The organism is Tropicibacter naphthalenivorans (genome assembly GCF_900176475.1).
Classification (GTDB): Bacteria; Pseudomonadota; Alphaproteobacteria; order Rhodobacterales; family Rhodobacteraceae; genus Tropicibacter; species Tropicibacter naphthalenivorans.
Map to the genome: position 1 here is coordinate 565,537 of NZ_FWXX01000001.1, position 13,135 is coordinate 578,671.

At 63.8% G+C, this 13,135-nt stretch carries 11 protein-coding genes; 6 read left to right on the forward strand and 5 right to left on the reverse strand.

Annotated features, from left to right (window positions below):
- Window positions 1-78: 78 nt before the first annotated feature.
- Complete coding sequence (locus B9A11_RS02755) at window positions 79-2,358, forward strand: NADP-dependent malic enzyme (RefSeq protein ID WP_058245887.1); 2,280 nt, start codon at window positions 79-81, stop codon at window positions 2,356-2,358.
- A gap of 3 nt (window positions 2,359-2,361) precedes the next feature.
- Here B9A11_RS02755 and B9A11_RS02760 read toward each other — a convergent pair whose 3' ends face one another.
- Window positions 2,362-3,255: a hypothetical protein gene (locus B9A11_RS02760; RefSeq protein ID WP_058245886.1), complete on the reverse strand. Its 894-nt coding sequence runs from the start codon at window positions 3,253-3,255 to the stop codon at window positions 2,362-2,364.
- Between the two features lie 299 nt (window positions 3,256-3,554).
- Between B9A11_RS02760 and prpE the strand changes: the two genes are divergently transcribed.
- Together prpE and B9A11_RS02770 are read left to right on the forward strand one after the other, a co-directional pair.
- Entirely contained in the window at window positions 3,555-5,447 is a 1,893-nt protein-coding gene (prpE, locus tag B9A11_RS02765) for a propionate-CoA ligase PrpE (protein ID WP_058245885.1), read from the forward strand.
- Between the two features lie 472 nt (window positions 5,448-5,919).
- A complete protein-coding gene (locus B9A11_RS02770) occupies window positions 5,920-6,621 on the forward strand; it encodes a Crp/Fnr family transcriptional regulator (protein WP_058245884.1) in 702 nt (233 codons plus the stop codon).
- A 58-nt stretch (window positions 6,622-6,679) separates the two neighbouring features.
- Here the strand turns inward: B9A11_RS02770 and B9A11_RS02775 are convergent, their stop codons facing one another.
- Window positions 6,680-7,441, reverse strand: a complete 762-nt coding sequence (locus B9A11_RS02775; protein WP_058245883.1) for an NAD kinase — start codon at window positions 7,439-7,441, stop codon at window positions 6,680-6,682.
- A 170-nt stretch (window positions 7,442-7,611) separates the two neighbouring features.
- Between B9A11_RS02775 and glyA the strand changes: the two genes are divergently transcribed.
- Both glyA and B9A11_RS02785 read left to right on the forward strand, forming a co-directional pair.
- A complete protein-coding gene (gene glyA, locus B9A11_RS02780; protein WP_058245882.1) occupies window positions 7,612-8,907 on the forward strand; it encodes a serine hydroxymethyltransferase in 1,296 nt (431 codons plus the stop codon).
- A gap of 121 nt (window positions 8,908-9,028) precedes the next feature.
- Window positions 9,029-9,937, forward strand: a complete 909-nt coding sequence (locus B9A11_RS02785; protein ID WP_058245881.1) for a DUF817 domain-containing protein — start codon at window positions 9,029-9,031, stop codon at window positions 9,935-9,937.
- On the opposite strand, the gene B9A11_RS02790 is transcribed toward B9A11_RS02785, so the two are convergent.
- From B9A11_RS02790 to B9A11_RS02800, 3 genes are all read right to left on the reverse strand, one after another.
- On the reverse strand, window positions 9,855-10,757 hold the full coding sequence (locus B9A11_RS02790) for a DMT family transporter (RefSeq protein WP_058246404.1): 903 nt from the start codon (window positions 10,755-10,757) through the stop codon (window positions 9,855-9,857). The genes B9A11_RS02785 and B9A11_RS02790 overlap by 83 nt on opposite strands.
- A gap of 99 nt (window positions 10,758-10,856) precedes the next feature.
- Window positions 10,857-11,903 carry an aldo/keto reductase gene (locus B9A11_RS02795; RefSeq protein ID WP_058245880.1) on the reverse strand — a complete coding sequence of 349 codons (1,047 nt, stop codon included), beginning with the start codon at window positions 11,901-11,903 and terminating at the stop codon, window positions 10,857-10,859.
- A gap of 84 nt (window positions 11,904-11,987) precedes the next feature.
- A complete protein-coding gene (locus tag B9A11_RS02800; RefSeq protein ID WP_058245879.1) occupies window positions 11,988-12,410 on the reverse strand; it encodes a DsrE family protein in 423 nt (140 codons plus the stop codon).
- A 116-nt stretch (window positions 12,411-12,526) separates the two neighbouring features.
- Here B9A11_RS02800 and B9A11_RS02805 point away from each other — a divergent pair, with 116 nt between their 5' ends.
- Window positions 12,527-13,123 (forward strand): ImuA family protein, encoded by a 597-nt coding sequence (locus B9A11_RS02805; protein ID WP_058245878.1) that lies wholly within the window; start codon window positions 12,527-12,529, stop codon window positions 13,121-13,123.
- Window positions 13,124-13,135 lie beyond the last annotated feature (12 nt).

The following is a 13,135-nucleotide window of genomic DNA, read 5'->3' on the forward strand; positions in this document are numbered from 1 at the left end:
CTGTTACGCGGCTACCAGCCGTTCCCAGCCGGAACGAAAATGGTTTAACCTTGAACTACATGTGTCACAGGGGCCGCGATGACCGATACCAGCAACGAAACCCTGCGCCAGGCGGCGCTGTTTTACCACGAGAACCCCAAGCCGGGTAAGCTGGAGGTCCGCGCGACGAAACCGCTGGCCAACGGCCGCGATCTGTCGCGGGCCTACTCGCCCGGCGTGGCCGAAGCTTGCCTTGAAATCAAGGCCGATCCGACAGCGGCAGCGCGCTATACCACGCGCGGAAATCTCGTTGCGGTTGTGTCCAACGGCACTGCCGTTCTGGGCCTTGGGAACATCGGCGCGCTGGCCTCCAAGCCGGTGATGGAGGGCAAGGCGGTCCTCTTCAAGAAGTTCGCCAACATCGACTGCTTCGATCTTGAGGTGGATGAACCCGACCCCGAAAAGCTGGCTGACATCGTCTGTGCGCTGGGCCCGACCTTTGGCGCGATCAACCTTGAAGACATCAAAGCGCCAGATTGTTTTATCGTTGAACGAATTTGCCGCGAGCGGATGAACATCCCGGTATTCCACGACGATCAGCACGGCACGGCCATCGTTGTGGGGGCCGCCGCGACCAACGCTTTGCACGTCGCGGGCAAGGACTGGGCCGACATCAAGGTCGTCTCGACCGGCGGCGGCGCGGCAGGGATTGCCTGCCTGAACATGCTGCTGAAACTGGGGGTCAAACGCGAAAACGTCTGGCTGTGCGACATCCACGGGCTGGTCTACGAAGGCCGAACCGAGGATATGAACCCGCACAAGGCGGCCTTTGCCCAAGCCTCTGACCTGCGCAACTTGGATGATGTGATCGACGGCGCGGACCTGTTCCTTGGGCTGTCTGGCCCGAACGTTCTGCGCCCTGAACATGTGGCAAAAATGGCCAAGCGTCCGATCATTTTTGCGCTCGCCAACCCGACGCCGGAAATCATGCCGGACCTCGCCCGCGCCACCTCGCCGGATGCGATCATCGCCACTGGCCGCAGCGATTTCCCCAACCAAGTCAACAACGTACTCTGCTTCCCCTTTATCTTCCGAGGGGCGCTGGATGTAGGCGCGACAGAGATCAACGACGCCATGCAGGTGGCCTGCGTCGAAGGCATCGCCGCCCTCGCCCGCGCCACCACCAGCGCCGAAGCGGCCGCCGCCTATAGCGGCGAACAGCTGACCTTTGGCGCCGATTACCTGATCCCGAAACCGTTTGATCCGCGCCTGTCCGGGGTCGTGTCCAGCGCTGTGGCCAAGGCCGCGATGGAGTCCGGCGTTGCGACCCGGCCCGTGGACGACCTCAAGGCCTACAAGGCCAAGCTGGACGCCGCCGTCTACAAGTCCGCGCTGCTCATGCGCCCGGTGTTCGAGGCCGCCGCGACCGCCTCGCGCCGGATCGTCTTTGCCGAGGGCGAAGATGAGCGCGTCTTGCGCGCCGCGCAGGCCATTCTGGAGGAAACTACCGAGACACCAATCCTGATTGGCCGCCCGGAAGTGATCGCCACCCGCTGCGAACGTTTGGGGCTAAACATTCGCCCCGAGCGGGATTTTAACATCGTGAACCCGGAAAATGACGCAAGATATCGCGACTACTGGGAAACGTACCACCAGATCATGGCTCGGCGCGGCGTCACGCCCGACCTTGCCCGGGCGATCATGCGCACCAACACCACCGCCATTGGCGCGGTCATGGTGCATCGCGATGAGGCCGACAGCCTGATCTGCGGCACCTTTGGCGAATATCGTTGGCATCTAAACTATATCCGCCAGGTGCTTGGGTCCAAGAAGCATCACCCGCATGGCGCGCTGTCCTTGATGATTCTCGAAGACGGGCCGCTGTTCATCGCCGACACCCATTGTCGCGTGGAACCCACCCCCGAAGAGATCGCCGAAAGCGCGATCGGGGCGGCGCGCCACGTGCAACGCTTTGGTTTGGAACCGAATATCGCGTTCTGCTCGCAGTCGCAGTTCGGCAACCAGAACGAAGGCTCGGGCCCGCGCCTGCGTGAGGCGCTGCAAATCCTTGACGCGCAGGGGCATGATTTCTGCTACGAAGGCGAGATGAACGTCGACGCCGCGCTGGACGAAGAGTTGCGCAACCGCCTCTTCCCCGGCAATCGCATGACCGGCAGCGCGAACGTGTTGATCTTTGGGCACGCGGATGCGGCCTCTGCCACGCGTAACATCCTGAAAATGAAGGGGGACGGGCTGGAAGTCGGGCCGATCCTCATGGGTATGGGCAACCGCGCGCACATCGTGACGCCGTCCATCACCGCGCGCGGCCTGCTGAACATGGCGGCCATCGCGGGCACGCCTGTGGATCACTATAGCTGAACCCTAGGGGGCGAGCAGCTCTAGCCGGTCGCCCACCAACGCATACCGACGCTTGCACTTGGCCCCCGCGGCCAAGTCGCAGGCCTCGCCCACAAGCTCCATCTCGACGATGCCGGGCATGACCATGCGCAGATCCTGCACATTGCCCTCGTAGGCTTGGCGATAGTCGCCGCCCTCAAGACCTAGCCACAGCGACGTCAGACACCCAGACGGCCCGCACACCATGTTCGACACGGCGCTGCATTCCGCGCGGGCGTGGTTGACGCGCAGGTCGATGGGATCTTGCCCATCAATATCAATGGCTTCGGCCAATCCTTCGCGCGGGCGCAGCTCCCCGCCCAGGGCATCGCACGCCTCTTTCATGTCGCCGAGGATCTCGACCAGCGGGTTTTGCGACGTGCGGCGCGCCACCTCGCGCGCCTCGAAATCGGGCTTGGTGCAGGCCGTTTCCACCGCGGTCAAAGCATCCCGCGAGCCCCGCAGGCCTAGCCGATGGATTTGCGGCGGCTGTTCGCCGTCGAACCACAGGCGCAGCTCGGCGGAGGCGCCTTCTTTCAGGCGTTTAAGCCCCTCTTCGTGCCATTTTTCCAAGGGTGCCTCGTATTCGCCGGGCATGGTTTGCTGAAACTCCAGCTCGCCCGCCAGACGCGCCCCGACAAAGATCAGCACCCGCACCGACGGCGCCACCACCATGTCGATCACATCCTCAGAGGCCATGCGCCACGTCAGCGGCGCGCCCCCTTGGCAGGACAGTTCAAAGCAGACCTTTTCCTTGCCGGTGCTGCACACCTGCGCCGCATGACGGTCGGCGACCGGATCATCAATCGTCGCCCATTGCGCCTGCGCAGCCGAAGCCCACAGCAGCACGCCGAACATCGCCAAAACGCTCCGCAGCATGAAACCCCCTTATTCGTTTCACCTGATCTCGCCAATTCCGCGCGGAATGGTCAAGCGCCCAACCGATCACAAATTCGCTTTTAACGCGATTTGCAGGTGAGTCGGGCAAAAGTTTGCAAACCCTTAACTTCTTCGCAGGATACGGCATGAATTCTGAAAACTTTGCAAAAATTCGCAGGTCGGATCACGCCATTTTCGCAAATAATCTGCGATAACTTGTCCTGTCATGCGCCAACAGGGTTGCCCCGTTATACGACCAAAGCCTAAGCCCATGGTTAAGGGATTAAAGGAGGAGTCGCATGGGCTACCAAGACGTTTACGACAGCTGGAAATCCAACCCCGAAGGGTTCTGGATGGAAGCGGCAGAGGCCATTTCCTGGGACAAGAAACCCTCCAAGGCGCTGAGCGACCTTGGCGATCACATGTACGAATGGTTCGCCGACGGCATGGTGAACACCTGCTACAACGCCGTGGACCGCCACGTCGAAGCAGGCCGCGGCGAGCAGACCGCGATCATCTACGACAGCCCCATCACCCACACCAAGCGCGAAATCAGCTATGTTGAGCTGCGCAACCGTGTGGCGAACCTTGCGGGCGCGCTGCGCGCCAAGGGCATCGAAAAGGGCGACCGCGTCATCATCTACATGCCGATGATCCCCGAAGCGCTCGAGGCCATGCTGGCCTGCGCCCGTCTTGGGGCCGTGCACTCGGTTGTCTTCGGCGGGTTCGCCGCCAACGAGCTGGCCGTGCGCATCGACGACGCCAAGCCCAAGGCGATCATTGCGGCAAGCTGCGGGATGGAACCGGGCCGCGTCGTCCACTACAAGCCGCTGCTGGACGGAGCCATTGATCTGGCCGAGCACAAGCCGGACTTTTGCGTGATCTTCCAGCGCGAACAAGAGGTTGCGCAGCTGGTAGAGGGCCGCGACTTTAACTGGCATGGATTCCAGTACGGCGTTGAGCCGGCGGACTGTGTCCCGGTCGAAGGCAACCATCCCGCCTATATCCTCTATACTTCCGGCACCACCGGCCAGCCCAAGGGCGTCGTGCGCCCCACCGGCGGGCATCTGGTCGCGCTGAACTGGACCATGAAGAACGTCTACAACGTCGACCCCGGCGATGTGTTCTGGGCCGCCTCGGACGTGGGCTGGGTCGTGGGCCACAGCTATATCTGCTACGGCCCGCTGATCCACGGCAACACCACCATCGTCTTCGAAGGCAAGCCGGTCGGCACCCCCGACGCGGGCACCTTTTGGCGGGTGATCTCCGAGCACAAGGTCAAGACCTTCTTTACTGCCCCCACCGCCTTCCGCGCCGTGAAACGCGAGGACCCCAAGGGCGAATACGTCAAGAAATACGACCTGTCCTGCCTTGACCAAGTGTTCCTTGCGGGCGAGCGCGCCGATCCCGACACCATCGTCTGGGCGCAGGAGCAGCTGCAAAAGCCGATCATCGACCACTGGTGGCAGACCGAAATCGGCTATCCGGCGGTCTGCAACCCGGTTGGCATCGAACTGTTGCCGGTCAAGCTGGGCAGCCCCTCGGTGCCGCTGCCGGGCTTTGACATGCAGGTGCTGGACGAGGGCGGCAACCCGCTGCCTGCGGGCGAGCTGGGCGCGATTGCCGCCAAGCTGCCGCTGCCGCCGGGCACGCTGCCGACGCTGTGGAACGCCGACGACCGCTTCCGCAAGAGCTATCTGACCACCTTCCCCGGTTACTATGAAACCGGCGATGCGGGCATGATCGACGAAGACGGCTATGTCTACATCATGGCGCGCACCGATGACGTCATCAACGTGGCGGGCCACCGTCTGTCCACCGGCGGCATGGAAGAGGTGCTGTCCGGCCATCCCGACGTCGCCGAATGCGCGGTGATCGGCGTGACCGACCAGCTCAAGGGCCAGCTGCCGCTGGGCTTTTTGTGCCTGAACGCCGGCTGCAACCGCGAGCACGCCGAAATCGTCGCTGAATGCGTCAAACTGGTGCGCGAAAAGATCGGCCCCGTGGCGGCGTTCAAATTGGCCTGCGTGGTGGACCGCCTGCCCAAGACCCGCTCGGGCAAGATCCTGCGCGCCACCATGGTCAAGATCGCCGACAACGAAGAGTTCAAGATGCCCGCGACCATCGACGACCCGGCGATCCTCGACGAGATCCGCGAGGCGCTGCAAACGCTGGGCTACGCCAAAGGGTGACCCCTGCTGCACCTTGGATCAAAGGCCGCCCTCGGGTGGCCTTTTTTCATGCGTTCTCCCCTGCGCAGCCAAGGGCGCGGGCGCACAAAAAAAGGGCGCCCGTTGCCGGGACGCCCTTGGTAATAGTTACCAAAACAGGCGATATCGGCGCGGCAGACCCAGGCTTGGGGATAAGAGCCTGCCGCGCTCGACATCATAATGGGTATGGCAGGGTCGCTGTGATCGACTCAAAATACATGTCTCGCACAATCGCCACACTCACGCGAAGCGACCCTGACGTGCTGCGGGCGCGAAAATTTCGCCCGAACACCGCCTCCATACCACAGGTCCACGAAACCAGCGCAAAGGTTGAAGAGAGCGAGCACTCACTCGCTCGTACTGACATTGCGAACCTGTGTTAAAGAATGCTTAACTGAGTCGAGATTGCCTGTGATCCAGATCACACCCCAAGTCATTTTTGACGGAGCCGTCGATGAGTATTGCAGAAAATGCGGCCCCCCGGCCCAAGGGAATCATCTTTGGCGCGCTCTCGCGCGAAGACTTGCACGCTTTGCGCGAACGCGCTACCCCGATTCACTATCCCGCCAACCGGCAGATCTTTGCCATGGGAGAATCGGACCAGACCATGCTGCTGGTGGAAACGGGCCGCGTGCAGATCAGCGTCACCTCTGCCGAAGGCCGCCGTTCGATCATCGCCCAGCTGGGCCCCGGTGACGTGGTGGGCGAGATGGCGGCGCTGGATGGCGGGCCGCGCAGCGCCTTTGCCACCGCCGCAGGCCATGTGACGGGGCGGCTGCTGACCCGGCCTGCGCTGCTCGACTTTCTCAAGACCCGCCCCGAAGTGGCGATCTCCATCATCGAAACCCTGTGCCAGCGGCTGCGCAGCACCAACGACCAACTCGCCGGTCTCGCCCTGAAAAACGGCCCGACCCGGCTTGCGCGCGTGCTGGCGCAACTCTTCGACACATGGGGCACGCAGGCCGAGGACGGCGTTCTGCTGGCGGGCAGCTTTACCCAGACGGAACTCGGCGACATGGCGGGCCTGACCCGCGAGACGGTCAACCGCCTGATCCGAAGCTGGGACGACGCAGGCATCCTGCGCCGCGAAAAGGACAAGCTGGTGCTGCTCGACGCGGACGCGCTCGACGACATCGCCACCGCCGAGGCGGAGTGACGTCTGCGGGACGGTGGGCGGGGCGTCTTTCGCAGAAAGAGCGCCGTCCAGCGCCCCGCTAGACGAATTGCTCGCGAATCAACCGCTCTTCCAGCCCGTGACCCGGATCGAACAAAACCCGATGGGCAATCGACGGCTCTGACCGGATATGCACCTGCACCACGTCGCGCACCGCGTTGCTGTCCGCCTCGGCCATGACCGGGCGCTTGTCCGCCTCTAATACGTCAAAGCGGACCTCCGCCGCCTTGGGCAACAGCGCCCCGCGCCAGCGCCGGGGCCGGAACGCCGCCACCGCCGTCAGCGCCAGCACATCGGCGCCAATCGGCAGGATCGGCCCGTGCGCTGAATAGTTGTACGCCGTGGACCCCGCAGGCGTCGCCAGCAGCGCACCGTCGCAGATCAGCTCGGGCATCCGCACCTTGCTATCCACCGAGATCTGCAACTTCGCCGCCTGCGGGCCTTGCCGCAGCAAGGACACCTCGTTGATCGCCAGCGCCCGATGCTCTGACCCATCGGCGCAAATGGCCCGCATTCCCAAGGGGTTGATCACCGCCTCTTCGGCGCTTTGCAGCCGCTCGACCAGCCCGTGCTCGGAATACTCGTTCATCAAGAAACCGACCGTGCCCCGGTTCATCCCGTAGACGGGGGCTGCGTTTTCCTGCGTGCGGTGCAGCGTCTGCAACATGAACCCGTCACCGCCAAGGGCCACGATCACATCGGCCCCCTGCTCGGCGTGATCGCCATAGCGCCGCGTCAGCCCGGCCAGCGCCGCCTGCGCAATCGGCGCGCGTGACGCACAAAAGGCAATCCGTAAAGACATGGGCGCGGGTTTCCTGTTCACTCCAATTGCCCCCGAAACAACCACAAAGCCACCGGAACCGCCAGATATGCCGTAAGATTAATGTCCTGCGTCGGTTTACAACCTTTGCCCTCGCGCCGCTTTCCGTTACATGAACGGCGAAATTCCCGGATTCTCTATGGAGTAGGACGATGAACGCATCCATCCGTGACGACGGTTTCTTTACCGAAACCCTTTCTTCCCGTGACCCCGAGCTGTTTGCCTCGATCACCGGCGAGCTGGGCCGCCAGCGCGACGAGATCGAGCTGATCGCCTCGGAAAACATCGTCAGCCGCGCCGTCATGGAGGCGCAAGGCTCTGTCATGACGAACAAATACGCCGAAGGTTATCCGGGCCGTCGCTACTACGGTGGCTGTGATTTCGTCGACGTGGCGGAAAACCTCGCGATTGAGCGCGCCAAGCAGCTGTTCGGCTGTGAATTCGCCAACGTCCAGCCCAACTCTGGCTCTCAGGCCAACCAGGGCGTGTTCACCGCGCTGATCAAGCCCGGCGACACCATCCTTGGCATGTCGCTGGATGCCGGCGGCCACCTGACCCACGGCGCCGCGCCGAACCAGTCGGGCAAGTGGTTCAAGGCCGTTCAGTACGGTGTGCGCCAGCAGGACAACATGCTCGACTACGATCAGGTCGAAGCGCTCGCCAAGGAACACCAGCCCAAGCTGATCATCGCCGGCGGCTCTGCCATCCCGCGCCAGATCGACTTTGCCCGGATGCGCGAGATCGCCGATATGGTCGGTGCCTACCTGCACGTGGACATGGCCCACTTTGCCGGTCTGGTCGCCGCAGGCGAGCACCCCAGCCCCTTCCCGCACGCCCACGTGGCCACCACCACCACGCACAAGACCCTGCGCGGTCCGCGCGGCGGCATGATCCTGACCAACGACGAAGCGCTGGCCAAGAAAATCAACTCGGCGATCTTCCCCGGCATTCAGGGCGGCCCCCTGATGCACGTGATCGCGGCCAAGGCCGTGGCCTTTGGCGAGGCGCTGCGCCCCGAGTTCAAGACCTACCAGCAGCAGGTCATCAAGAACGCGCAGGCTCTGTCCGATCAGCTGATCAAGGGCGGCCTCGACACCGTGACCCACGGCACTGACACCCACGTGGTGCTGGTCGACCTGCGCCCCAAGGGCGTCAAAGGCAACGCCACCGAAAAGGCTCTGGGCCGCGCGCACATCACCTGCAACAAGAACGGCGTGCCGTTTGACCCCGAAAAGCCGACCATCACCTCGGGCATCCGTCTGGGCTCTCCGGCTGGCACGACCCGAGGCTTTGGTGAGGCAGAGTTCCGCCAGATCGCCGATTGGATCATCGAAGTGGTCGACGGTCTGGCCGCCAACGGCGAAGACGGCAACGCCGAGGTCGAAGCCAAGGTCAAGGCCGAGGTCGAAGCCCTTTGCAAGCAGTTCCCGATCTACCCCGAGCTGTAATCGCTTGATCCCTTAGGGATTTCTCAGCGGGCCGTTCCTTTTCGGGGCGGCCCGTTTGCTTTGGCCCATGGGTCAGGCAAACCCCACTCGCCGGGCGCCCCGCCCCATGCGATCAAGGTGCATGACCTCGACCCGCAGCATCGAACGCCGCCTTGGCGACTGGACCCGCGCCCACCTGCCCGCAGGCCTGCGCGAATTCACCATGTTCCTGCTCAAACAGGCGTGGGCCTGCCTCTTTGGCTTTCTCATGCTGGGCGGGCTTCTGGTCAGCGACCGGATCTGGCAAGACGGCTGGGCCTTGGCGCGCTACGACGCCTTGCTGATCTACGCGGTGGCGATCCAGGCCAGCTTTCTGGCGTTGCGTCTGGAAACCCTGCAAGAGGCGCGCGTCATCCTGCTGTTCCACCTCACCGGCACCGCGATGGAGCTGTTCAAGGTCAACGCGGGCAGCTGGGCCTACCCGGAACCCGCTGTCATGAAGTTCTACGGCGTGCCGCTGTTCTCGGGCTTTATGTACGCCGCCGTGGGCAGCTACATGGCGCGGGTGATCCGCATCTTTGACATGCGGTTCGCGCCCTACCCGCCGTTCTGGGTCTCGGTCCTGCTGGCCGGGGCGATCTACGTCAACTTCTTTGCGCATCACTATCTGCCTGACGTGCGCTGGGTCTTGATCGCCGCGACGCTGATGATCTTTGCCCGCACCCGCGTGTGGTTCACCATCGGGCAGACCCCGCGCTGGATGCCCCTGCCGCTGGCCGCTTTCCTGACCTCGATTTTCCTATGGATCGCCGAGAATATCGGAACGAACACAGGCACTTGGCTCTACGCCGGACAGACCGAGTTCGATCTCGTGCACCTGTCCAAGATGGGCTCTTGGTACATGCTGCTGTACGTCAGTTTCACCACCGTCACGCTGGTGGTCCGCGATGTGCTGTCCCGCGCGCCGCTCAGGCCACAAGGATCAGCGCCACGATCGACACCGTCAGAACCGCGATCCCCATCAGCTCCAGACGCGACACCTTCTCTTTGAAGAACAGCACCGAGGCCGCCAGCGACAGGATCAGCTCGACCTGCCCCACCGCATAGACATAGGCGGCGGTCTGCAAGGTGAAGGCGGTGAACCACCCCAGCGTCCCCGCCATGGAGGTCGCGCCCATCCAGACGGCGGTCTTGCGTGCCGCCCAAACGGCCCGCAGTTGGCCGGGCTCACGCCACGCCAGCCACGCCGCCAGCGACAACGCCTGAAGCACCGTCACGCCCACGACAGAGATGGCGGCGCGCAGCAGCGGGTCTTCGCTGGGCACCTGCAAGGTCGCGGCGCGATAGCCAACCCCCGCCACAGCAAAGAAAAACCCCGACCCGACGCCCAAGACCACCGCGCGGCTGCGCAGCCCCGCGAACAGCGCGTTTATGTCCCCCGGCGTGCGCGACAGCATCAATACGCCGATCAGGCCTAGCCCGATGGCCGCCCAACCGCTCAGGCTGATCGCCTCGCCCAGGACGACAAAGGCCAACAAGGCGGTCTGGATGACTTCGGTTTTCTTGAGGGTGATCCCCACGGCGAAATTGCGCGTGGCAAAGGTCATGACGACCAGAACCGTGGCAAGGATCTGCCCCGCGCCGCCCACAACGGTCCAGCCCCAGAACCCCGCGTTTAGCCGGGGCAAGGACGCGCCGCTGACCCACAGATACCCCGCCAAGGTCACCCAAGCGAAGGGCATCGCATAGGCGAACCGCGCAAAGGTACTGCCCGTGGCGGTCAAGGCCCCGCTGGCCAAGACCTTTTGCAGCATGAACCGCACGGTTTGAAAGCTCGCGGCGGCAAGGGTGGCAATGATCCATAACTCCATGCCGCCAGCTATACGCAGCGCGCCGCAAAAGGCCAGCACGCGTTGCGGGACGGTGGGCGGGGCGACTTTCGCAGAAAGAGCGCCGTCCCGCCGTCCGCCTTAATAGGGCATCGGATGCGCCTTGTGCGTGGCGTCCAGCGCCGCAAGCAGCTCGTCGCTCAGCGTCACATCCGCCGCGCCAAGCGCGTGTTCCAACTGCGCAATGGTCGTCGCGCCAAAGATCGACGAGGCCACGAAAGGCCGCCGCGCCGACCACGCCAGCGCCATATGCACCGGGTCGATCCCGAACTTCTGCGCCACGTCCAGATAGGCCTGCGCCGCGGGCAAGACCCGATCCGTCGCGCGCCCGCCCATCTGCTCGTTGATCGACATGCGAGAGCCCTCGGGCACCGCGCCGCCTTGGTACTTGCCGGTGAGGTACCCCGCCGCCAAGGGCGAGAACGGCAACAGCCCGACCTCTTCGTGCACCATCAATTCGGCCAGGTCGGTATCCGCCAGACGGCACAGCAAGCTGTATTCGTTCTGGATCGAGGCGACCCGCGGCCCGCCCATGCGCTCGGCCACCGCCAGCCACTGCGCCGTCCCCCAGGCACTTTCATTCGACAGGCCAAAGGCGCGAATTGTCCCACGCTCGACCTCGGCTTGCAGCGCGCCGATGCAGTCTTCCATGTCGGCGATGATCTCGGCGCGGCTCATGGCGCATTGTGACGGGTCATAGGTCCAGTTCTTGCGGAACATGTAGCTGCCCCGGTTCGGCCAGTGGAACTGGTAAAGGTCGATGTAATCGGTTCGCAGGCGGCGCAGGTTGCCCTCCAGCGTCTCGCGGATCGTCTTGGACGAAATCGGCGCGCCATCCCGCACCGCCGACCCCTCGCCCGAGTGTTTCGTCGCAAGGATGTAATCGCCCCGCCGCCCGGTCTTGGCGAACCAGTCTCCGATGATCTCTTCGGTCTTGCCGGTGGTCTCGGCGCGCACCGGGTTCACCGGGTACATCTCGGCGGTGTCCATAAAGTTGATGCCCCCGTCAAAGGCGCGCTCGATCTGCGCGTGCGCCTCGTCAAGGCTGGTCTGCGTGCCAAAGGTCATCGTCCCGAGGCACAGCTCGGACACCATCAGGCCGCTGCGGCCCAGAGGGTTCATTTTCATATCCTGCCCTTTTCGCATGGAAATTTCGCGTCACGTCGCAGGATGCCCGCCCTCCTGCCCGATGACAAGAGAGCGGGCCAGGCCTTAGGGCCGGATATACAGGTAACCCTGCGATTGCAGATCCGCGATGCGCACCACGCCGCCCTCGTCGCGGCGGGCAAAGCCGGGCAGCAGGTCGTCGAGACCCACGCTTTGCGCGTTCATCGTGTTGCCGCAGGCCTCGAACGTGACGCCATCGCCTTGCAGGCTGCTCACGCGGTTCATGATCTTGTCATTCGCGCCCATCTCGTGAAACGCCTTCAGCGCGGGCCCATGCGCGACAAGCACAATCTCGACGTTTTCAGGCCCGCCCACACCCTTGATGTGGTTGGCCATATTGCCCAGCGCAAAGCCGACCTTTTCAACCTCGGACACGTGATAGACAACGCGCAGCTTATCGGCGGCATAAGCCCCGGTCGCCATGGTCAGCGCCAGTAAGAGCGCGGAAATCAGTTTAAACGGGTTCATTTTGGGTCTCCTCCTCCCTGTTCGAAGCTTTACGCTAGCGCAGCCAGCCCCATCTGTCGCCAGATTTTGCCAAACAAAAATTGAGAACAAATAAAGAACATGATAAACTGCGAGGCATGAACGCCGATGCCCTGCTGAGTCGCAAACCCCATGCCCCGCCCCCGATGCTGACGCTTTGGGACGAGATCGGCCTGCCCTTGTCGCGGGTGCATGAGATTTGCGGACGCGCGCGGCGCAGCTTTGCCCTGCGGATCGCGGCAAAGACGGGCGCGCCGGTGATCTGGATCGCGCCAGCCTGGGACGTGAACAAGCTGAACGCGCCGGGGATGGCCCCTTGGGTCGACCCGGGCGGGTTCCTGTTTGTCAGCCCAAGGCATCTGGACGACATCCTGTGGTGCATGGAGGAATCCCTGCGCAGCGGCGCTGTGCCCTTGGTGGTGGCCGAGCTGCCAGAGCCGCCCGGCATGACCCCCGTCCGCCGCCTGCATCTAGCCGCCGAAACCGGCACCACCCACGGCCAGCACCGCCCCCTTGGCCTGATCCTGACGCCCACGGGCGGCGCGCCGGGGGTCGAAACGCGTTGGCGTATGGACCCGGCCCATACGCCGGACAGCACCGGCTGGCGGCTGGAACGCCAGCGCGCCCGGATGCAGCCACCCAAGGTCTGGCATCTGGACGAACAAGGGGTTTCGCGCGGCGCGCCCCCGGCCTAGGCTGACGCGAAC

What these genes read in the sequence shown, in the direction of transcription:
- glyA (WP_058245882.1), top strand. Translation starts at nt 7,612, where the DNA reads ATGAACGCATCCATCCGTGACGACGGTTTCTTTACCGAAACCCTTTCT.
- B9A11_RS02755 (WP_058245887.1), top strand. Translation starts at nt 79, where the DNA reads ATGACCGATACCAGCAACGAAACCCTGCGCCAGGCGGCGCTGTTTTAC.
- B9A11_RS02795 (WP_058245880.1), bottom strand. Translation starts at nt 11,903, where the DNA reads ATGAAAATGAACCCTCTGGGCCGCAGCGGCCTGATGGTGTCCGAGCTG.
- B9A11_RS02775 (WP_058245883.1), bottom strand. Translation starts at nt 7,441, where the DNA reads ATGTCTTTACGGATTGCCTTTTGTGCGTCACGCGCGCCGATTGCGCAG.
- B9A11_RS02760 (WP_058245886.1), bottom strand. Translation starts at nt 3,255, where the DNA reads ATGCTGCGGAGCGTTTTGGCGATGTTCGGCGTGCTGCTGTGGGCTTCG.
- B9A11_RS02790 (WP_058246404.1), bottom strand. Translation starts at nt 10,757, where the DNA reads ATGGAGTTATGGATCATTGCCACCCTTGCCGCCGCGAGCTTTCAAACC.
- B9A11_RS02770 (WP_058245884.1), top strand. Translation starts at nt 5,920, where the DNA reads ATGAGTATTGCAGAAAATGCGGCCCCCCGGCCCAAGGGAATCATCTTT.
- prpE (WP_058245885.1), top strand. Translation starts at nt 3,555, where the DNA reads ATGGGCTACCAAGACGTTTACGACAGCTGGAAATCCAACCCCGAAGGG.
- B9A11_RS02785 (WP_058245881.1), top strand. Translation starts at nt 9,029, where the DNA reads ATGACCTCGACCCGCAGCATCGAACGCCGCCTTGGCGACTGGACCCGC.
- B9A11_RS02800 (WP_058245879.1), bottom strand. Translation starts at nt 12,410, where the DNA reads ATGAACCCGTTTAAACTGATTTCCGCGCTCTTACTGGCGCTGACCATG.
- B9A11_RS02805 (WP_058245878.1), top strand. Translation starts at nt 12,527, where the DNA reads ATGAACGCCGATGCCCTGCTGAGTCGCAAACCCCATGCCCCGCCCCCG.